Source organism: Leptospira ognonensis, assembly GCF_004770745.1.
Taxonomy (GTDB): Bacteria; Spirochaetota; Leptospiria; order Leptospirales; family Leptospiraceae; genus Leptospira_A; species Leptospira_A ognonensis.
Map to the genome: position 1 here is coordinate 47,970 of NZ_RQGD01000002.1, position 19,676 is coordinate 67,645.

Sequence of the window (19,676 nt, forward strand, 5' to 3'; positions counted from 1 at the left end):
TCAAGCATTCTATCTGAGTTTCGGGACTCGTTTTTTTTCTGTGCTATGTCCCGAAACGACCGATATTTTCGGTATGGATCAAAATATAGCCATACCTCGGTGGAAACTCGCCCGCCAAGATTTTAGTCCCTATTTACTCGTTTTTATCGGAGTTTTCCTGCTCCTTTCTCTCTTTTCCTTTACGGAAAGTGAGGATGGATCTGGAGCCAATTGGTTTGGGCGCATTGGTTATTATGTGTCCTTTACCCTCTTTTATCTTTTAGGAAAGTCAGCTTTTTTCCTAGCTGGATTCTCCCTCCTTCTCGGTATCATCTCTTTCAAATCTGTTGATTTTGACGCCCTGGGTAAGGCCTTATTTTTTCCTTTGTTTCTCATTGCGACAAGTGTTTCTCTCAACATCCTAGAAACGCCGATGGGTAAAATCGGTGATGGTGGTGGGGTCTTCGGTCAGTTCTTTGCTTGGATGTTAGGTTATCTTTTTGGAGATACGGGTAGGGTCATTGTCGTATTTTTCCTTTATATTTATTCCGCCATCATTTGGTTAGATGATACTTCTTGGGGATTCACCTTGGGAAAACTCAACCATGCCGCTGGTTTCATTTACCAAGCCTTTGGTGGTAAACGTGATATTTCCCATCTGAAATTACCAAATTTCCTGAACGATTGGGTCACAGAAAAAAAAGTTTGGAACGACGAAACGGGTGATCCAAATAAGAATCCGATTTCAAAAAGCTGGTTTGAGAAACGTACGGAAGGGGAGCTTCCCGCCAATTTGCCTGCAATGGAGAAAACGGATGCAAGTCCTATTTCCTATTCCACTCCTTTTGAAAAGCCGAGGAAAAAAGCGGCGGAATCTCTCCCGAAATATAAGTATAAAAACACTTCGCTATACCAAGGATTTTTTGAGGAAAAGGGAAACATCTTTCGTTTCCATACCGCGTCGGTCTCTCTGCAAATGAAATTAAGAAAAGAACCCGTCTCAGTAAACATCTATCAGGCGAAGGTTGTTGATTTTAGAGGCATGTCCACAGCGAAGGAGGCTGATACACAAAATTCTGTTAGAGAAAGTCTGCTAGATCTCTTGCCAAATGTGAATGCGGATTCAGCCTTAAAAAAATCCTCACCTATCGTCGACTTTTCAGATTTTGATTTGAATACGGATCTCGGCGGGGAATATGAAGAGGATGATGAAGATTTAATCTTGGACTTGGAAGAGGATGATGTCGTTCTAGAGGAAGACGAGCATGAAGCCGCTGATCCAGAAGATGCGGACGAGGAAGAAGAAGTCGTAGAGATTCGAGGAATTGATCACGATAACTTCGAAATCGATGTCTTGGAAGAAGACGAAGAAATAGAGACACAAGAAGATGCCGAAATTGATCCTGTAAAAACCGATTCCCTCCTTCTTTCGAAAGATGAGTCTTTAGAAATACCTGCTTCCAACGTATTTGCTATCAACAAAAGCAGAAATCGAACAGAAAAGCCTAAAGAGCAAGAGGAATACTCTCCAGGTTCCACTGTCCCTCAAGTGAAACTTAAAAAAGGGAAATACTATATCTCCCATAAATTGCTCGCAGATCATAAACCAACACTTGCGTTTAGCGCGAAAAATGAATACGAAGTAGAGACAGTCATCAAAAAAATAGAAGAGATCATCGGCCATTTTGGCGTAGAAGTCAAAGTGATTTCAAAAGAGAGAGGGCCTATTATCACTCGTTATGAGCTTCGCATTCCATATGGCGTCAAACATAATAAAATAACAACTCTTGTTGATGAAATCCGAGGGCATCTCGAGGTAACGACTGTAAGAATTGTCGCACCTATTCCTGGTAAGTCGACGATAGGAATTGAAGTTCCGAATGTGCATCGAGAGGATGTATTTTTATCCGAAATCTTAAAAGAACAATTGCTTCAAAATAAGGCAAAGGATCTAACCATTTCCATTGGAAAAGATATTTCTGGAAAGACTGTCAACATCGATCTAGCAAAACTTCCACATCTACTTGTCGCGGGAACGACAGGATCTGGTAAGTCGGTGAGTCTTAACTCAATGATCACTAGTCTTATTTGCACTCGGTCTCCCCAGGAAGTTCGGTTTATCATGATCGATCCGAAAATGGTAGAAATGACACTCTATGAAGACATCCCTCATTTACTGATGCCTGTGATTACAGACCCGAGGAAGGCCACGAAAGCACTCACTTGGGCCATCAACGAAATGGAGTCGCGCTACCAAATTGTCTCTAGGCTGAAGAGCAGAGATTTCAAGAGTTATAACGATAAGGTCGATGAATATGCGCATAAGCAAGGTTATGAGAAATTCCCTTACATTGTCATTTTCATAGACGAGCTTGCGGATTTGATGATGGTTTCTGGAAAAGACATTGAGGAGCAAATCACAAGAATTTCGCAAAAGTCCCGAGCGGTAGGAATCCATCTTGTAATGGCAACGCAAAGACCGTCGGTAGATGTAATTACGGGTCTCATCAAAGCAAATTGTCCAGCACGGGTGGCCTTTAAGGTGGCTCAAAAAACGGACTCGAGAACCATACTCGATACCAACGGGGCCGAATCCCTTCTGGGCAAGGGCGACTTTCTTTACCGGTCTCCTGTCACTTCAGACCTCCTGCGCATCCAGGCTCCTTTCATTGAGGAAAAAGAGATCGAGGCAATTGTCGAGGAGGCCAAGCGCCAAGGATCCCCTTCCTACGTTGAAATGAACTGGGAGGATGAAGGCAGTGCCGAGGCCTTTACGGATGAAGATGCCGATCTATTTGACGAGGCTTGGAATATCGTTCTGACTGAGAAGAAGGCAAGTGCGAGTTACCTGCAAAGGCGGATGCGCATTGGTTACAACAAAGCCGCAAGGCTGATGGAGCTTATGGAAGCCCGAGGTTACGTTTCTCCGCAGATTGGAGCCAAACCCCGGGAAATTCTCCGTTCAGCGTAAATCATCGACAAAGTAGGCTTTTCTGAAAAACTGGGAATCTATGAAAGCTCTTATTCGGTTTGTTTGTTTGGTTTTTGTGTTCCAAAGCACAATTTATGGCCAAACAAACCCAGTCCACAACTGGCACTCTCCCTCCGAGGTTGTGAAAAAAATTAAAAAGAAATTCTCTGAGATCAATTCTTACTCTGCGGACTTTCAAATCCGCACACTAGATAACAAAAAAGAAAAATCAATGCGTGGCAAATGTTTGTATAAGAGACCAGGCAAGATTCGTTACGATTTCTCTGAGCCAGATGGTGATGAAATTGTTTCAGACGGCAAAACTCTTTACATTTTCATTAAAAGATTAGGTGCCGTAGGCAAACAAGACTTAAGCTTAGATAAAAAGAACTCCTCGGGTGCTATATTCGGTACAAATAGTGCGGATGGACTCTCTCGGCTTTTTAGAAAGTACCATTATAAATTTGATGCCATTGAACAACCAAGACTTGTTATAGATAAAGATCCGACTAAATACTTTGTTCTTGAATTGGACCAGAGAGAGAAAATTGGCGGGTATGAGAAAATGAAACTGTTTGTCGATTCAGAATCCTATCTCATCAAGCGTGCGATTGCGACAGATGGACGTGGCAAAGAGACAACGATCGCGTTTAGTAATATTAATTTTGAAGAAGAGATACAAGATGGAGTTTTCAATTTTCACATGAGTGGAAATGCGAAGATCGTAAACAATCCGTTAGTTTCTGAGAACTAATCCCTGTTAAGAGGAAACATTTTGAATACAAAAAGAGTCGGACAAATCCTAAAAGAATCGAGAGAAGATAAAAAACTTTCGGTTAAAGATGTCGCAAAAGAAACGAACATTGCTGCAAAATATATCATCGCTCTTGAAACGGAAGATTATTCCCAGTTTCCTGCAGAGACCTTTGCTCTCGGGTTTTTAAAAAACTATGCTAGTTACTTAAAACTCGATTCGGCAATGCTATTAAATCTTTATCGAGGAGAGCAAATTGAAGAATCTCAAGCTCCACTCGAAGAATTAACAAGACCGACGATGTCGAGTTTCAGTTTGGATCGCAATAAGTTTATCACGATCATTTCGATTGCTTTGTTCGCTGTTTCAGCTTATATCATTTACTTGAGTTTCGAAGACTCGGGGCCATCCTCCGCAGAAGAGGACTCCACAGAAATTTCAAACTCCTCTGATGTTTCCTCTTCGGAAATTCCATCAGGGATCAATTTTGTTTCGCAAAGCGTACCAGAAAATGCAAGTGTTCCGTTCATCCTTACCGAAGACAGAGGTGTGTCTTTTAGTGTAAATAACCAACAGTGCAAAATGTTCATTAAGGGCGTTTCGGGCGGTAAAGCGAACTTAGGATTCAACATTTTCCCAGAAAAGAATGTATATTTTTTTCAATCAGCAGAGGGCGAAGAAACGATTCTCTCTTATCGAATCCAGGAGCTATCTAGCCTTAGGCGAGATATCCGCGTTGTAACCCAGGCAGTGACAGAAAAATCTGCAAAGGTTTTAGTCACATTAAAAGAGGAAAGGGAAGGGGTCGCGTCAAAACCAGTAGGCGATGTACCTATCCAGGTGACTCTATTTTTCTCAAAGCCAAGTTATGTAGAATTTGTCATTGATGGACAGATGGGTGAGCGAGGACTCGTTTCTGCAGGGGAAGTGAAACATCTCGAAGCACGGGACCGACTAGAGATGAAGGTCGGTGATGGCGGAGCTGTCGAAATGGTGCAGAATGGAAAAGAAAGAACTGTTCTTGGAAAGCCAGGTAAGCTCGTAAAAAAGATTTTTATCCGAAAACAAAATCCTTATGATTCCACTCAATCGATCATCGGTGAGCTAGGAGAATAGGTGCCAAAAGTGAGTACGACAGAGGATACCTTACCAAAGTCGTTTTTTATAACGACACTTGGTTGTCCTAAAAATACAGTCGATTCGATGAGCATGCACCAGTCTCTTTTGAAAGAGGGACTGCTCCCAGCTGCAGGTCCAGAGGCAAGTGATTTCCATTTAATCAATACTTGTACGTTCATTCAGGATGCCACAAAAGAAACCATTCAAACCATTTTAGATTCCATAGATTTGAAAAAAAAAAGTAAACAACGATTAGTTGTTGTTGGATGCTTTGCAGAACGCGCAGGTAAAGAAATTTCAGATGATTTACCTGAAGTCGATTTACACTTTGGAACCGGAAAATACGACAAAGCGGGCGAAATCCTGAGGAAGTCTTTCCCTCTCGATTTCAAAGAGGCCAAGGAGTTCAATGAGGATTTGCTAGAAAGACTTACACTTTCCTCCGTCATTGAAAACTATTCTAAACCATATTCTTACGTAAAAATTTCAGATGGCTGCAATCGAGGGTGCAGCTTTTGCATCATACCAAACTTACGCGGAAAATTCAAAGATTCCTCCGAGGAATCTGTTTTGGTTGAAACGAAAAAAGCAATCGCGGCCGGTGCAAAAGAAATCTGTCTCGTTTCGCAGGATACGGTCTTTTATGGAAAAGACACCGATAAATTATTGGATTTGATTCAATCCGTTGCTGAAGTGAAAGGACTAGAAATCCTTCGCCTCTTGTATTTATATCCGGATAAAAAAACAGAAAAGTTGCTCGATCTATATGGAAAAATCGGACACATTGCACCATATTTAGAATCTCCTCTGCAGCACGTTTCAAAAGATGTTTTAAAAGCCATGAACCGAACAGGAGAATACTCTTATTTTAAATCCCTTTTTGAAAAGGCGAGGGCAGTGAAGCCAGGACTCGAAATTAGAACCTCCTTTATCCTCGGATTTCCAGGTGAAACAGCCGCAGATGTAGATGAAATCATTCGATTCATCCAAGAAGTAAAACCAGAAAAGGTAAATCTTTTTCCGTATTCCCCACAAGAGGGAACCAAAGGTTTTGATCTTCCAGGGAAATTAAAAGACAAAGAAATATCCAAACGTGTTAATTTAGTTAGAGATGTTTACCTAGAAACCTTAAAAGAGATCCATCAATCCCGTATTGGCAAAGTCTATGATGCGATCGTGGACGAAGTCATTGAAGATGGATCGATGGTGAGAAGATTGCAAGATGCTCCTGAGATTGATGAGGTGGTCTTTGTGGAAGATGCGAATTTAAAGGTAGGACAAACGGGAAAAGTGAGAGTAGATAGTTTTTATGAATTAGATATGACAGGTTCCTGGATCTAAACATGGAAGACTGGAAAACAATCGCAAATTTACCAAATTTTCTCACGGTACTTAGGGTTCTAGCTCTCCCTTTTTTTGTATTCTCCCTGTTTCAAAAGGAGATTGAATTCCAAGTTTTTGCTTTTGTTCTTTTTGCGCTCGCCTCTTTAACAGATCTCATTGATGGCTATCTAGCGAGAAAATGGAACCAACAAACAGAATTTGGAAAATTTCTCGATCCCCTCGCAGATAAATTTTTAGTAATCGGCTGTTTTGTGGCCTTTTTATTCATTCATGAACCGATCGAAGTTTGGATGGTCATACTCATTGTTGGGCGGGACATGCTCATAACATTTTTACGTTATATTGCCGTGAGATCTGGCACTTCTCTTCATACGACCATGATGGGAAAGGTAAAAACTGCATTTCAGATGGGGGCTATCCTAGTAATCCTCGTTGTATTTATGTTAGTTTCGGGCAAACGGAAAAATATGATCAATGAGATGTATGCTCTAGGAAAGACGGCAGGCCTTTCAACCTTTGAGATCGCCAGAGAAAATGCAAAAAGTTTTTACTACACGATGCAAGCAGATGTAAAACCTGATACTTCCGAGCTCATCACACTTGCCGCTGCTTTTGTTCCATACTATGGTATGCTATTAACAACCATCATCACTGTGATCTCAGGCTTACGATACATATTTACGAATTATTCCCTCCTCAGTTACTCGAATCTAAAAAGGATTTTTTATGATCGAATCAAAAAATAAAGAGCTCCTGGGTCAAATTCTTGCGAAACAGGATCTTTCTACCGATGGCGCCTATCACTTTTTAAACGAAGTGATGAAGGGAAATGTTTCTGAGGTCACCTTAGCAGCATTCCTGACCGCATTGAAAATGAAAGGGGAAACGGAATCAGAACTTACTGGTTTTGTTCAGGCGATGCGAGAAAACGCAGAAAAGCCAAATGTAAATTTTGATTTCGATTTTATAGATACATGTGGGACAGGAGGAGATGGAAAGGGATCGTTTAATGTTTCCACTCTTTCTGCCTTCACCTTGGCTTCGCTAGGTGTTAAGGTTGCTAAACATGGAAATCGGTCAGTTTCATCTCTCTCAGGATCGTCTGATATATTGCAAACAATCGGTTATGATATGGATAGACCGAAAGAAATCCTGACTACCGAATTCACAGAAAAAGGTTTTGTTTTTCTTTTTGCACAAAGCTGGCATCCATCCATGAAATATGCGGGACCAGTGCGTCGGGAATTGGGTTTTCGGACATTTTTTAATTTGATCGGTCCACTTTCGAATCCCTTTCACCCAACACACCAAGTTGTGGGCGTGTATGAAAAAAGCCTTCTACCCGTTGTTACGAGTGTTCTATCCAAGCTCGGAACAAAGAAGGCCATTGCCTGCCATTCTCGGGATGGTCTCGATGAATTTTCGATTTTTGCGCCAACGGATTATGCCTATTTTGACGGAAAAGAGACCCACCACCTTGTATTTGATCCAAAAACGATCACTGGACTTTTCCCACTGAAAGAAGATGAGGTATTTTCGAAATCCAAAGAGGATTCCTTGCGACATTTTAAAGAGGTTTTAGGGGGACAAGGGACTTCAGGCACGGATTTAGTGGCTTTAAATGCTGGTGCGGCTCTTTTTGTCATGGGCAAGGCAGAAACAATCTCCGCCGGATTTGAGTTGGCAAAGTCGGCACTCATATCGAAAAAAGTTTTAGAATTTGTCAGGGAAACATTGAATTTAAGCCAAGTAGTTTCATCTTTGGATAAATAGATAGTTATGTACACATTGATAGACACCCTCATCCAATTTCCTTTTCTCGCGGAAGATGCCGCTGCTGATAGCACTCGCTCTTCTCTTCAGTCACTTTTGATCATTCCGATCATGCTTGTGGCAATGTACTTCCTTGTGATTCTTCCAAATAAAAAAGAAGATAAAAAGCGCAAAGAGATGATCGCTGGTCTGCAAAAGGGTGATAACATAGTGACAAGTAGCGGACTTCACGGAAAAATCGTAGAATTTAAAGACAATAATGAAACGGTTGTTATTAGCATCAGTGCCAATACAAACGTTACTTTTGAAACTAGTGCCATCGTTAAAAAGAAAGCTTAAGGCATGAAGAAATTAATCCCCATACTATTCCTTTTTGCTTTTTCTTTAGGACAGTTATGGGCTCAGGAAAATTTAGATTTTTTAGATAAAGTAAATGAAAAACCTAAAACGACAACACCTGTTAAGGTAAAAGAAGAGCCAGTCACGACGAATAAGAAAACGGCTGTCGCGACTGTTACATCAAAGAAGAAAAAATCTAAAAAGAAAAAAAATTTGAGCAATACTCAAATTTCTGATCCGATTTCCCCGACTACAAATATCAATTCGAACACAACTCAAATCCAAAATCCCATTTCCTCAGAACTCAAATCTCTTCCTGTTATTTCTGAACCCGTAAAGAAAGAAGAGGAAATTGTGATGAACGGTCTTTGGGTGGATGCAGAAGTGAGTGTCGAACCAGACGGTCTGCCTGGTTTTGGTTCCGATCTTTCTTTTGGAAAGACGCCAAACATAGATGATTCGAAAGGTGGAACCCAGTTAACCACTGCCAGCAAACCTTTGTTCAGTTTTTCCGAATTTTTTGATAAATACAAAAAAGCTATGATGATCCTTGGAATTATTATCCTATTTGCTTTCTATCGATTGCGAATGGCAAAGCCAAGTTCAAGTAGTAGACCGTACAGAAGATAATTTAACCCAGGAGCATTTGTTTTGCGATCGTTTAGTTTACTTTTAATCCCAGCATTTATTATAGCTGTATCCTTTACCATTCTCTATCCAAATTTTGCGGATAGAACCCTTAATCTGGCCGTTCTGCCAGAAGTATATAATTTAGCACCAGAAACCCAGGAAAAATTGACCAAGGATTTTTTTGACCGTTGGCAAAGAGATTACGGTTTGACATCCCAATGGACCATTGAACCAAACTCAGGTTTACCACCTAAAGAAATGCCTGTTTATAAAATACGCGGTCGTTTCATTACATCTGCAAAAATAAATCAAATCTCACAGGAGAACCAGGGACTAGTTTGGGAATCAAAAAACAAACTTGAGCCTACAATGATTGAAGACATGATTAAGGGTGGGAAATCCCTTTCCATCAAACTTGGTCTCGATTTGCAAGGCGGAATGCGAGTTGTCTTAAAAGGTGACTTTGATGATTACGCAAAAAAACTAAGAGATATTTATGCCAGAGAGATTGCTGATCAAAATGCAATCCTTCTCGATGCAAAAAAGAGTGAAGACGAAAAGAAAAAAGCGAACGAACGTTTAGCGGAAATAAACTCAAATTTTGAATTATCGCCAATGCGAAAACTTGTGGAGTTGGAAAAAGCGAAGATGATTATTGATAATCGTCTCACGAGTCAAAATCTAACTGAGCCACAAGTTCGGATTCAAAAAGAGCAAGATGCCATTGAAGTATCCCTCCCAGGTGTCACTAACTCAGCTGCCATTTTGGAAATATTACAAAATACAGAAACGGTTGAATATCGCATTGAAGAACCAAGTCCTTATGCCCTGCGTTCTCGTATCGAAGAAAGCGAGCGGAAATGGATGGAGCTCGGAAAACGTGAAGAAACTGATATTTTCAAATTCCAAGAGATCGTAAAAAACAAACTCGGTAAAAAAGCCCAAGATGCGTTCATTGAATCTCTTGAAAAGAAGTACAATATCCCTCCAGAGTATAAGATTTTTGCTTACTGGAGAAGGGGTGAATCGACCAAATCGGCTCTCCTTCCGCGAAGCTTCACCGTACTCGAACGAAAGATTTCTCTCTCCGGCAATGACATGACAAATGCTCAGCCTTCTTTTAATTCTAACAGTTATGGATGGATGGTAAGCTTTACGTTAACGCCAAACGGAGCTGAAAAATTCTTTGATCTTACCTCGCAAAATCGAGGTCGCAATTTATCCATCGTTTGGGGAGACAAAGTCGTATCCAATCCTGTGATCAATGAACCGATCGCAGGTGGACGAGCAGAGATTTCCGGAAGTTTTAGCCAAGAAGAAGCGATTCGTTTAGCGAATGTAATTTCGGAAGGCGCATTACCCATTCCTTTGTCCGTCTTGGAAATGAGATTTATCGGACCAACTCTCGGAATCGAATCAATAGAAGTTGGTATTCGTGCCGTAGTCATTGGTTTCTTTTTAGTGATGTTATATATGATTCTATATTATAGGTTAGGCGGACTCGTTGCAGATATTTCCTTACTCGCAAATATCATCATCCTTGCCGCGCTACTCACACTCATGGATTTTACGCTCACTCTTCCTGGATTTGCAGGGGTCATTCTGACGGTAGGTATGGCAGTGGATGCAAATGTCATTATTTATGAACGAATACGTGAGGAAATTGAAGTGGGTAGGCCGCTTTCCATTGCTGTGACTCAAGGTTTTGAAAATGCTTTTTGGACGATCATGGATGCTAACTTAACGACACTGATTGCTGGTATCTTGATGATACGATTGGGCAATGGACCTATCAAAGGATTTGCGATCACTCTTTGTTGGGGAATCGTGACCACACTCTTTACTTCACTTTTCTTATCGCGTATGTTTGTTGAACTACTGGTAAATCGAGTCGGAGTTCGTCATTTGAATTTGCGCCCATTCTTTTTTGGAAAAACGGAAGTGACTCATGTTTAATCTCAACTATACGAAATATAAAAGTATTACTCTTTCTGTATCTTTTTTGACAATCCTTCTTGGATTTGTGATCACATATACCAAGTTTGGTGGCTTTGCACATTCCTTAGATTTCGATGGAGGCTTGAGAGCTGTCGTAGAATTGCCGCTAGGAAAATCTAGGGCTGATCTAGAAACATTTTTTAAGAAGTCGGATATTGAAGCAGTAGTCATTCTTCTGGAAAAAGAGAAAAACATATTCCAAATGGATATTGGTCTTGGTTCCATTGGAAAAATTGAAGAACTCTATCTGAAGATTCCGGCAGCTGAGCGCGAGCCTGGCACCTCATCTATTGATAAGTTTGTCATCACGCTTAGAAAAGAATTTCAATTGCCTAAGGAAAAAATTCTTTCAGCAGACCAAGTAGGTGCGGTTGTTGGCGGTGAGTTAATGTCTACTGGCATCACTCTGCTTCTCACAACACTTGGAATCATACTCCTCTATTTGAGTTATCGGTCTCAGTTTAAGTTCGCTTTGGCCTCTGCCATTGCCCTCGTTCATGATATACTTTTTACATTGGCAATGATCGGATTTTTTCAGATCAAACCCTCTGTTCCTATCATCGCAGCTCTTCTTACTCTTCTCGGTTACTCCATCAATGATAAGATTGTAGTTTTTGATCGCATTCGTGAGAACTCCCATGGGAAGGACAATCTTTCCTTGTCCAATATCATAAATGTTTCCATTGCACAAACACTTGGTAGAACCATCAACACTTCACTTACGACTTTAATTTCGGTGGTCGCAATTTTGGTCGGTGGGGCTGTTGAGCTCTACGACTTCGCAATCGTGCTTATTTTCGGTGTTGTCATTGGAACCTATTCTTCGATTTTCATAGCGGCTCCGATCTCTGAAATCTATGACCAATTTCGTAGGAAGAGAAAGCTCGCATAACGTATGTGGATTTAAGAAAATTTAAAAGTATTGTTGAAAAGATAAAATCCCTCTCCTTCCTTGCCATGGGAAGGACTTCGCCAAATCCACCTGTTGCTGCCATTATTACAGATGATGATGGCAATATCCTCTCCTACGGGAATACACAAGCGGCTGGTTCGGATCATGCAGAACGAGATGCCTATCGAAAGTTAGATTTAAATCTATCCGATCATCGTGATTTTCTTACGGATCAGAGCCGAAAGCATCATATTTACGTTAGCCTAGAACCATGTACTCATACGGGGAAAACCCCTCCCTGCCGAGATTTGGTGTTAGAACGCGCACCCAAACAGGTCATACTTGGGTGGAAAGATCCGAATCCCTTAGTAGACTCTGGTGGTTGGGATCCGTATCGAAATCAGAACATCGAAATCAAATTGCATCCTTTACTTGCACAAGGCGCACTTCCTTTCCTTCAAGGTTTTTTTCAGAGAATTAAAAAAGAACGTCCTTGGGTATGGATAAAATCTGCCATTACAAGTGACGGATATTATGCTCCTGAAGGAAATATGGCTGTGTCGATCAGCAGCAAAGCGAGCCAGTTTTATCTGCAGATGCTCAGAGCAAAATTTGACGCTATCGTCGTTGGTCCGAATACAGTGCAAGTGGATCAACCAGGATTAAATTTTCGTTTGGATGAGAGTGATTTTGAAACGAAAGGCGATGTAACAAAGATAGATTTTGGAAATGTGGTCGATTTTTTTTCTCCAGGCGAACAGCTATTAGACACTCTTTTTGCTGAATCGACTTTGGATACGTATTCTGAGCATCTATCGAAAATATCTACTTACCAACCTTGGCGTGTTTTCATTTTGAAAGAAGGGATGGAAATTGGCTTAGAGTTTTTAAAAAAACAACAAGAGTTGAATGAAAAATATGATAAAAAGCTTTGTCTCTTTTATATTTTGACTTCCAAGGACAATGCAAATGTTTTTTCCTCGGACACCTTACGAGAGTTATCAAATCTGACTGACTTTCCTTTGGTAAAAATTTTGGATATGAAGAGTGATGTTTTTTTTAAGGATCTAGTCAGTCATGGTATCAATACTGTGATTTTAGAAGCGGGCTCTTTTTTATGGAACTTAGTAAAAGAAAATCTTGATACTAACGATTGTATCTTGACCATCCAAAGTGAAATGGAAATGAAACATGGTAAAAAGTTTTTAGGACTGGGTCATTTTGAAAAACAGGCACACTACCAAGTAGGTTCTGATCTCTGGCAGATTGAAATGAAATCTTAAGTTTTAATCAATTGATTGTTTTTAGTTTTCCTTTTTAATCGACTCAAGGAAACAGGTGTGATGCCTAGGTATGAGGAAATATGAATTTGCGAAAGTTCGTCTTCGATCTTCGGTCTCGACGCTAATAAATTTTTGTATCTTTCTTCTGCAGTTAAGGTGAGTAATTCATATTCACGTCTGGCTTTTTTGATAAATAGATTTTCTGCTATCCTCCTTCCTAATCTCTGCCAATGAAGATTCTTATCGAAAAGGACCTGAAAATCATTAAAATTAGCAATGGCGAGAACTGAGTTCTGAATCGCACGTATCGAGCATGTCGAAGGATCTCCACGCAACAAATCATAGTAGGAACCTGTAAAATCTCCTTGAAAGTTAAATGATTTGATGTATTCGTCCCCTTTTTTTGTCAGATAAGATTCTTTTAACACACCCAGGATTACAAATCCGAAATGAGTTGCTGGTTTTCCTTCCTTAAGAAAGTAGTGACCTGCTTTCAGTTCCAGAAGATTAAAAAACGGAACCGGAAGTTTCTCCCAAACATCTTTTGGAATGGGAGAAACTTGACATATAGCTTGGTAGATACGTTCCATCTTTGAATCATCGAGTGGATTAAGGGTGAGAAACACACATATGAAAATGAAAAAGAAAATCCTTCAGTCAACCTAAAGATTTCGTTTTGATAAAAACCCGAATAAGATTTGAAGGAACCTTTCTGGATCTTCTGCAAATGGTATATGTCCTGTATCCAAAAGTTCAAATTCTGAATCCGAAATTTTATCATGCAAATCTCTCCCAAACTTTGGATAGATGACCGGATCATTCTTTCCCCAGACGATCAAAGTAGGCTGTGAGATCTGAGAAACGAAGTTTCGAAGGTTATAGTTCTCATCTAAAAAACTTTTCCATAACGATGCATTTGTTTCGACAGCCTTGGGTTCTAACTTTGCCTTTTTGATACGATCTAACATCTGATTTGTATGCACATTCTCTATTTTCGTATAGAATTTCGGAAAAAAATTCCAGATCATGGAAGTAAACCATATGTTAGATTTTAGTTTGATAAATGCCTTAGAAGAGATGTCCAATTCATTCATCCCGCCTGTATCTACTAAAATCAGCCCTTTTACGAGATTCGGTTGTTCCAAGGCAAGTTTAAGGCTCGCATAACCTCCAATAGAATTCCCCATCAGTATGGATCCCTCAGGTGCTTTTTTTTCTAAGAACTCTCTGAGTAGAGTCGGGAAAAATACAGCAGAAATTTCCTCACTAGAAGACCATTCTGATTTGCCATGTCCTGGCCAATCCAAGCTTATTACTTGGTACTTAGAGATAAGAGCTGGTAAAATGGCATCAAAATCGCGATGGTCATGCCCTGCCGCATGGAGTAGTATGAGTTTGGGTCCCTTTCCTTTTGTGTAATAAGCAATTTTTCCAAATGAACTTTCAAAGTAATCGGAAGGCTCTTCTTCCGTTTCTAGAGGATTTTTTGGAGATGTACTGCTGCAAGAGACTGTCACTGTACAAAGTAGGAAACAAAGGTAGATCATTTTCATAGAGAGAGTTTGCTTTCGGTTTTCGAAATGTCAATACGACTAGAAATAGCGATGCGTGAAACTTGCTTAACATAGGATAAGATAGATTCATTGACGAATTCTATATTTTAAATAGAATGGAATTCTATGTTTACTGGTATTATCGAAGGCAAGGGAAAAGTCATCCAGATTCACCCGATCGATTCTGGAATTGAATTTCAAATCATCACAGAGTGGGAAAATCCGGATTTAAAAATTGGGGATTCCGTTGCCATCAACGGTGCTTGTATGACTGCCACCAAACTAGAAAACGGCGGCAATCTATTTTCTTTTTATACTTCCTTTAAATCTTTGGAACTAACGAATCTTTCTCGTCTTACAGAAGGGGATGAGGTAAATTTAGAACGCGCAATGGCAGTCGGTCAGAGATACGGCGGACATATCGTCCAAGGTCATGTGGATGGCATGGGACAAGTACTTTCTAGAAAAGAGATAGAGGAAAACAAGGTAGAGGAATTTTGGATCGTTGCACCTGAGGAGTTACGTAAATATTTTGTGAAAAAAGGTAGCGTAACAGTGGATGGCGTCAGTTTAACTGTGGTGGATGTACGAGAGGGTGCCTTTCAATTGATACTCATTCCGGAAACCATTCAAAAAACAAATGCTAAGCATTGGGCAAAAGACAAACTCGTTAATTTGGAGGTCGATGTTTTAGCAAAGTACATCGAAAACTTTTTAGAATTAAGATTTTCGAAGTAAATCATCAATATCAGAATCATCTTCATTGGCATACTTTGAGTGAAAATCAGATGGATTTAAGATTTCAAAAAACATATCTAGTTTTGCTAGTTTAAAAACATTCTGGATCATTGGTTTCATTCCGAAAAGGATCAGTTTTCCTTTTTTGCTTTTTAAAAGGTTTAAACTTTTGATCAGGGAACCAATGCCCGAGGAATCAATGTAGTCAAGTTTGCCCATATCAATTGCGACAATCGAGGGATTGGGCTCAATGACTTTTGCAAAGATAGATTCAAATTCTTCCGTAGATTCTATGTCGAATTTGCCAGAAATCTCTATAGTCTTCACTTTACCTAACGTATTTAACTTTAATTCCATGGCCCCTCTCTAATTTGACAATAATACTCCAATTCGAATCAAAAAATCAATGAATTTCTTCAGGATTCTACTTTAAATCGAGACGCAATTTACAGTCTTAGTATATATAGGGGAAAATATGATCCGTCCCATCCAAGAAGCCATTGAAGAAATTCGTCAGGGTAAAATGATCATCCTCGTAGATTCAGAGGATCGAGAAAATGAAGGCGATTTACTCGTCGCATCTGAGTTTGCCGATAAAGATATGATCAATTTTATGGCCACCTTTGGTCGGGGCTTGATTTGTGTTCCCATGCAAGCAGAAAGGTTGCGAAAGCTAGGACTCGGCAAGATGGTCGATGATATCTCCGTCGGAGACAAACATGGCACGGCTTTTACTGTCTCTGTTGATGCCAAAGAAGGCGCAACAACGGGTATTTCTGCCTTTGACCGAGCTAAAACCGTACAAGTTTTGTTAGATGAGAAATCGGTTCCGTCCGATTTGGCCAGACCCGGACATATGTTTCCGTTACAGGCAGTCGCAGGAGGGGTCTTAAGAAGGGCAGGGCATACGGAAGCGGCTGTTGATCTTGCAAAATTGGCTGGACTTTACCCAAGTGGAGTCATCTGCGAGATATTAAATGATGATGGAACGATGGCTCGACTTCCAGATTTAGAAAAATTTGCAAAAACTCATAATTTAAATATTTATACAATCGAGGATTTAATTCGATACCGCCAAACAGAAGAAAAATTAATTCATCTTGAAGTGGAGGCAAACTTGCCAACCGAGTATGGAGATTTTAAGATCAGGGCTTACTCGACGCAAATAGATGATAAGATTCACATTGCCCTTGTTAAGGGAAACGTAGACACCAATGTACCAGTTCTTGTACGTGTCCATAGTGAATGTTTAACAGGGGACGTTTTCTTTTCTCAAAGATGTGACTGTGGTTCCCAACTTCACAGTGCCTTAAAGATGATAGAAAACGAGGGTAGCGGAGTTCTATTATACATGCGCCAAGAGGGGAGAGGCATCGGCATCATCAATAAGTTAAAAGCTTATAATCTGCAAGAGGGCGGACTTGATACGGTGGAGGCCAATGAAAAGCTTGGTTTCGCACCAGATTTAAGAGATTACGGCATAGGTGCCCAGATCCTTCGTGATATTGGGGTAAATAAAATGAAACTCATCACTAACAACCCAAGAAAAATTGTTGGACTTGAAGGATATAATTTACACGTCACGGACCGGGTACCAATAGAGATTGTTCCTGTTGCAGGTAATGCTCGTTATTTGAATACTAAAAAAACAAAACTAGGCCATCTGCTTAATTTACATTAAAAGAAAAACATGCTTAGTCTATGGACTAAGCCTTTGTCTTTTCCAGCCCTCATTTGTCTTTAGAAACTCCAATCTGTCATGCAGCCGTCCCCTCCTGCCTTGCCAGAACTCGATCAGGCTAGGGTTTACTGAATACCCTCCCCAAGCCTCAGGCATGGGAACAGGTCTCCCGTCTAGGTCCTTCTCTAACTTTGCAAGTATGGTTTCGAGATAGAGACGATCAGGAACCACGCGACTTTGGTGTGAGGCCAGAGCACCTAACTGTGATACTCTGGGTCTTTTATCAAAATAGAGCAGGGAAGTTTCTTTGGAGACCTTTTTGACTGTGCCTTCGATTCTAATTTGTCGTTCTTGGTGGTGCCAAAAGAATGTGAGGGCAACCTTTGGATTATGGGCCATCTCCTTTCCTTTTCTCGAATCGTAGTTCGTGTAAAAGACAAACTCTCCTTGTGCAATTTCCTTCAAAAGGACAACTCGGGAGGATGGTTGGCCTTCTTGGCTAACTGTGGATAAAACCATGGCGTTTGGTTCCTCTGCTTTTTCCTCTTTTGCCTGCGAAAACCATTTTTGAAAAAATAAGATCGGGTCTAGTCCCGCATCCTCTTCACTCAATGTATATTTCTCATATGATTTTCTCATTTCTGTCATATCATGATTCATAATCGTCCTCCAAAAATCCTTCCAATCCAAGATAGTAATACATGACCTTCGCTAAATACGTAAAAAATAATGCGATGGAGAAGTAAACTCCCATCGGGATCATCTTTCCTCGTAGACTCTCTCCCTTTTTTCTAGTTAAGAAAGTCACAACGATAGCGAGTGTATAGGACGTATTCAAAAAGAGAATCCAAAAAGGATGTCCTGCCAGAAAGGCAAATACTGGTGCAAAAAAAACATCACCGAGTCCCATACCTTGTTTCACGACAAAATAAATGAGAACATAGAAAAACCCAAATCCCAAAAATACATACAATTCTGTAAGTCCGGGCAATGCTCCAAATAAGGCAAAATTTGCTATGGTTCCAAAAAAAAGGATAAAGGGCAAATTTTCATAGTCTAACGAAAAATATGTGGCATCAGTGAAAATGGATATAACTAGATGACCTAATAGAAAGGTAGTGGAGATAGAGAACAAAAGAGAATCCGTAGCATAGAAAGAGAGAGAGGTAACAAGTCCAAATAGAAATTCAGAAAGTGGATAATGAATCCCCAATTTCGTATGGCAATGTCGGCACCGACCCTTAGAAAAAAAGAAACCAAAAACGGGAAGTAGGTAAAAAGAACTTATCTTTGCCCCACAGGATTGGCAATGGCTGGGAATGGTAGCGATAGATACAAGACGGGTTTTCCAGTCTCCTGTCTTTCGCTTTTTCCCATAAAAATAGGTCAAAATGCGTTCTGCAGTCGTTACGTAAAAGCTACCCAAAGAGCTTCCAAATACAAAAAGCAAAATGTAAAATATAGCATCCATTAGCTGGAGTGGATATAGATCAGGACGCCAGTTCCTTTAGAGCCAACATCCCTCTCCTGAGTGTATCCCATTCTGTTGCAAAGGATAAGCGTATGTAATTATGGCTCTCTGTGAAAATATACCCCGGAACAAGGATGAGCTTTTTCTCGACAGCTCGTTTTACAAAATCTTCATCCGTACCATTGACTCTAAAAAAGAAGTAAAAGGCTCCTCCTGATTTTGCGATCTCATAATGATTTTTTAAAGACTCATAAACGAAGTCTCTTTTTTCTCGATAGTCTTGGATGTAACTAGTCATATCAGTTTTTAAGGCTTCAATCCCTGCCCATTGTGTGATGGAGGGAGCACAAACAACCGTGTATTGCTGCAAAGTCGTAAGGGCTTTAATCACTTCTGATGAAGCCAGGATCGTCGCTAACCTAAGTCCTGTCATGTTGTATGTTTTGGAAAACCCCGTGAGTGTGATCGTTTTTTCGTATTCTGCTCCTATCGAATAGAACGCCTGGTCATAATCAAAGAGCTCGTAAATTTCGTCAGAAATCAAATAGGCACCCGTGGATTCGGCTAAGTTGGCAAGCGCTCTCAGCTGATCCTTAGAAAGTACCTTACCTGTAGGATTGGAAGGATTGGAAAAGATGATGAGTTTGATTTTTTTGTTCTTAAAACTCTCTAAATCCTTTGCCTGAAACGATTCATCAACTGTCAATAGCTTGGCGCCGTAAAACTTTAACATCGCAGGATACATCAGAAAATATGGTGAGACGATTAGGCATTCATCGTCTGGATTTACTAGGGCATTGAAAAGCAAAAATAAGGCGGAGGATATTCCAGAGGTAACGAGCATTCGATCTGGGTGGGCATAACCTATCTGATTCTGAGATTTGTACTTTTCAGTCATGGCCTCCTTTAATTCGGGGATACCACCTGTAAGAGTATAGGCGGTCTTTCCATCCTTTGCTGCCTTACAAATGGCTTCCACAATGTTAGCTGGACAGGGAAAATGGGGTTGGCCGATTGATAGATTGATCGGGTCTTCAATACTGCGTGCGAGTTCAAAGGCCTTTCTGATAGGGGACGAATCAATCCCATTCATTCTCATTGCAAATTCCATACTATGATTGGAAAAATCTAGGCTACTTAGGTCAATAGAA

At 40.4% G+C, this 19,676-nt stretch carries 19 protein-coding genes; 13 read left to right on the forward strand and 6 right to left on the reverse strand.

Annotation, left to right across the window (positions count from 1 at the left end; all coding sequences use genetic code 11):
* Window positions 1–73 precede the first annotated feature (73 nt).
* The 11 genes from EHQ58_RS00345 to ribD are packed head-to-tail and all read left to right on the forward strand — an operon-like array spanning window position 74 to window position 13,082.
* Window positions 74–2,950 (forward strand): DNA translocase FtsK 4TM domain-containing protein, encoded by a 2,877-nt coding sequence (locus EHQ58_RS00345; protein ID WP_135621352.1) that lies wholly within the window; start codon window positions 74–76, stop codon window positions 2,948–2,950.
* Window positions 2,951–2,990: 40 nt separating this feature from the next.
* A complete protein-coding gene (locus tag EHQ58_RS00350) occupies window positions 2,991–3,704 on the forward strand; it encodes a LolA family protein (RefSeq protein ID WP_135621353.1) in 714 nt (237 codons plus the stop codon).
* A gap of 21 nt (window positions 3,705–3,725) precedes the next feature.
* On the forward strand, window positions 3,726–4,820 hold the full coding sequence (locus EHQ58_RS00355) for a helix-turn-helix domain-containing protein (protein ID WP_135621354.1): 1,095 nt from the start codon (window positions 3,726–3,728) through the stop codon (window positions 4,818–4,820).
* Window positions 4,821–6,164, forward strand: a complete 1,344-nt coding sequence (locus tag EHQ58_RS00360) for a MiaB/RimO family radical SAM methylthiotransferase (protein WP_135621355.1) — start codon at window positions 4,821–4,823, stop codon at window positions 6,162–6,164.
* Between the two features lie 2 nt (window positions 6,165–6,166).
* Window positions 6,167–6,913, forward strand: coding sequence for a CDP-diacylglycerol--glycerol-3-phosphate 3-phosphatidyltransferase (gene pgsA, locus EHQ58_RS00365; RefSeq protein WP_135621356.1), 747 nt, complete (start codon window positions 6,167–6,169; stop codon window positions 6,911–6,913).
* Window positions 6,894–7,940, forward strand: coding sequence for an anthranilate phosphoribosyltransferase (gene trpD / locus EHQ58_RS00370; protein ID WP_135621357.1), 1,047 nt, complete (start codon window positions 6,894–6,896; stop codon window positions 7,938–7,940). The genes pgsA and trpD overlap by 20 nt, the downstream gene beginning before the upstream one ends.
* A gap of 6 nt (window positions 7,941–7,946) precedes the next feature.
* Window positions 7,947–8,279 (forward strand): preprotein translocase subunit YajC, encoded by a 333-nt coding sequence (yajC, locus tag EHQ58_RS00375; protein ID WP_135621358.1) that lies wholly within the window; start codon window positions 7,947–7,949, stop codon window positions 8,277–8,279.
* 3 nt (window positions 8,280–8,282) lie between these two features.
* A complete protein-coding gene (locus EHQ58_RS00380) occupies window positions 8,283–8,909 on the forward strand; it encodes an SRP-less Sec system protein (RefSeq protein WP_135621359.1) in 627 nt (208 codons plus the stop codon).
* A gap of 21 nt (window positions 8,910–8,930) precedes the next feature.
* The gene (gene secD, locus EHQ58_RS00385; RefSeq protein ID WP_135621360.1) at window positions 8,931–10,865 is read left to right on the forward strand and encodes a protein translocase subunit SecD; all 1,935 of its coding nucleotides are present in this window, start codon (window positions 8,931–8,933) and stop codon (window positions 10,863–10,865) included.
* Window positions 10,858–11,799, forward strand: coding sequence for a protein translocase subunit SecF (secF, locus tag EHQ58_RS00390; protein ID WP_135621361.1), 942 nt, complete (start codon window positions 10,858–10,860; stop codon window positions 11,797–11,799). The genes secD and secF overlap by 8 nt, the downstream gene beginning before the upstream one ends.
* Window positions 11,800–11,804: 5 nt before the next feature.
* The gene (gene ribD / locus EHQ58_RS00395; RefSeq protein ID WP_135621362.1) at window positions 11,805–13,082 is read left to right on the forward strand and encodes a bifunctional diaminohydroxyphosphoribosylaminopyrimidine deaminase/5-amino-6-(5-phosphoribosylamino)uracil reductase RibD; all 1,278 of its coding nucleotides are present in this window, start codon (window positions 11,805–11,807) and stop codon (window positions 13,080–13,082) included.
* Here the strand turns inward: ribD and EHQ58_RS00400 are convergent.
* Both EHQ58_RS00400 and EHQ58_RS00405 read right to left on the reverse strand, forming a co-directional pair.
* On the reverse strand, window positions 13,079–13,708 hold the full coding sequence (locus EHQ58_RS00400) for a Crp/Fnr family transcriptional regulator (protein WP_342776189.1): 630 nt from the start codon (window positions 13,706–13,708) through the stop codon (window positions 13,079–13,081). The two genes, ribD and EHQ58_RS00400, sit on opposite strands and share 4 nt — an antisense overlap.
* A gap of 36 nt (window positions 13,709–13,744) precedes the next feature.
* A complete protein-coding gene (locus EHQ58_RS00405; RefSeq protein ID WP_246046992.1) occupies window positions 13,745–14,635 on the reverse strand; it encodes an alpha/beta fold hydrolase in 891 nt (296 codons plus the stop codon).
* Window positions 14,636–14,761: 126 nt separating this feature from the next.
* Between EHQ58_RS00405 and EHQ58_RS00410 the strand changes: the two genes are divergently transcribed.
* The gene (locus tag EHQ58_RS00410; protein ID WP_135621363.1) at window positions 14,762–15,373 is read left to right on the forward strand and encodes a riboflavin synthase; all 612 of its coding nucleotides are present in this window, start codon (window positions 14,762–14,764) and stop codon (window positions 15,371–15,373) included.
* On the opposite strand, the gene EHQ58_RS00415 is transcribed toward EHQ58_RS00410, so the two are convergent.
* Window positions 15,356–15,730 carry an STAS domain-containing protein gene (locus EHQ58_RS00415; RefSeq protein WP_135621364.1) on the reverse strand — a complete coding sequence of 125 codons (375 nt, stop codon included), beginning with the start codon at window positions 15,728–15,730 and terminating at the stop codon, window positions 15,356–15,358. The two genes, EHQ58_RS00410 and EHQ58_RS00415, sit on opposite strands and share 18 nt — an antisense overlap.
* Before the next feature lie 118 nt (window positions 15,731–15,848).
* On the opposite strand from EHQ58_RS00415, the gene EHQ58_RS00420 reads away from it, so the two are divergent.
* Window positions 15,849–17,054 carry a bifunctional 3,4-dihydroxy-2-butanone-4-phosphate synthase/GTP cyclohydrolase II gene (locus EHQ58_RS00420; RefSeq protein WP_135621365.1) on the forward strand — a complete coding sequence of 402 codons (1,206 nt, stop codon included), beginning with the start codon at window positions 15,849–15,851 and terminating at the stop codon, window positions 17,052–17,054.
* Between the two features lie 18 nt (window positions 17,055–17,072).
* Here EHQ58_RS00420 and pdxH read toward each other — a convergent pair whose 3' ends face one another.
* Genes pdxH through EHQ58_RS00435 form a run of 3 tightly spaced genes read right to left on the reverse strand, consistent with a single transcriptional unit; the run spans window position 17,073 to window position 19,636 of the window.
* Window positions 17,073–17,714, reverse strand: coding sequence for a pyridoxamine 5'-phosphate oxidase (gene pdxH / locus EHQ58_RS00425; RefSeq protein WP_135621366.1), 642 nt, complete (start codon window positions 17,712–17,714; stop codon window positions 17,073–17,075).
* Entirely contained in the window at window positions 17,704–18,525 is an 822-nt protein-coding gene (locus tag EHQ58_RS00430) for a prepilin peptidase (protein ID WP_135621367.1), read from the reverse strand. Before EHQ58_RS00430 ends, pdxH begins: the two co-directional genes overlap by 11 nt.
* A gap of 19 nt (window positions 18,526–18,544) precedes the next feature.
* Entirely contained in the window at window positions 18,545–19,636 is a 1,092-nt protein-coding gene (locus EHQ58_RS00435; RefSeq protein WP_210412764.1) for a pyridoxal phosphate-dependent aminotransferase, read from the reverse strand.
* Window positions 19,637–19,676: the final 40 nt, after the last annotated feature.

What these genes read in the sequence shown, in the direction of transcription:
- EHQ58_RS00345 (WP_135621352.1), top strand. Translation starts at nt 74, where the DNA reads ATGGATCAAAATATAGCCATACCTCGGTGGAAACTCGCCCGCCAAGAT.
- EHQ58_RS00350 (WP_135621353.1), top strand. Translation starts at nt 2,991, where the DNA reads ATGAAAGCTCTTATTCGGTTTGTTTGTTTGGTTTTTGTGTTCCAAAGC.
- pgsA (WP_135621356.1), top strand. Translation starts at nt 6,167, where the DNA reads ATGGAAGACTGGAAAACAATCGCAAATTTACCAAATTTTCTCACGGTA.
- trpD (WP_135621357.1), top strand. Translation starts at nt 6,894, where the DNA reads ATGATCGAATCAAAAAATAAAGAGCTCCTGGGTCAAATTCTTGCGAAA.
- yajC (WP_135621358.1), top strand. Translation starts at nt 7,947, where the DNA reads ATGTACACATTGATAGACACCCTCATCCAATTTCCTTTTCTCGCGGAA.
- EHQ58_RS00380 (WP_135621359.1), top strand. Translation starts at nt 8,283, where the DNA reads ATGAAGAAATTAATCCCCATACTATTCCTTTTTGCTTTTTCTTTAGGA.
- secF (WP_135621361.1), top strand. Translation starts at nt 10,858, where the DNA reads ATGTTTAATCTCAACTATACGAAATATAAAAGTATTACTCTTTCTGTA.
- EHQ58_RS00405 (WP_246046992.1), bottom strand. Translation starts at nt 14,635, where the DNA reads ATGAAAATGATCTACCTTTGTTTCCTACTTTGTACAGTGACAGTCTCT.
- EHQ58_RS00410 (WP_135621363.1), top strand. Translation starts at nt 14,762, where the DNA reads ATGTTTACTGGTATTATCGAAGGCAAGGGAAAAGTCATCCAGATTCAC.
- EHQ58_RS00415 (WP_135621364.1), bottom strand. Translation starts at nt 15,730, where the DNA reads ATGGAATTAAAGTTAAATACGTTAGGTAAAGTGAAGACTATAGAGATT.
- EHQ58_RS00420 (WP_135621365.1), top strand. Translation starts at nt 15,849, where the DNA reads ATGATCCGTCCCATCCAAGAAGCCATTGAAGAAATTCGTCAGGGTAAA.
- pdxH (WP_135621366.1), bottom strand. Translation starts at nt 17,714, where the DNA reads ATGAATCATGATATGACAGAAATGAGAAAATCATATGAGAAATATACA.
- EHQ58_RS00430 (WP_135621367.1), bottom strand. Translation starts at nt 18,525, where the DNA reads ATGGATGCTATATTTTACATTTTGCTTTTTGTATTTGGAAGCTCTTTG.
- EHQ58_RS00435 (WP_210412764.1), bottom strand. Translation starts at nt 19,636, where the DNA reads ATGGAATTTGCAATGAGAATGAATGGGATTGATTCGTCCCCTATCAGA.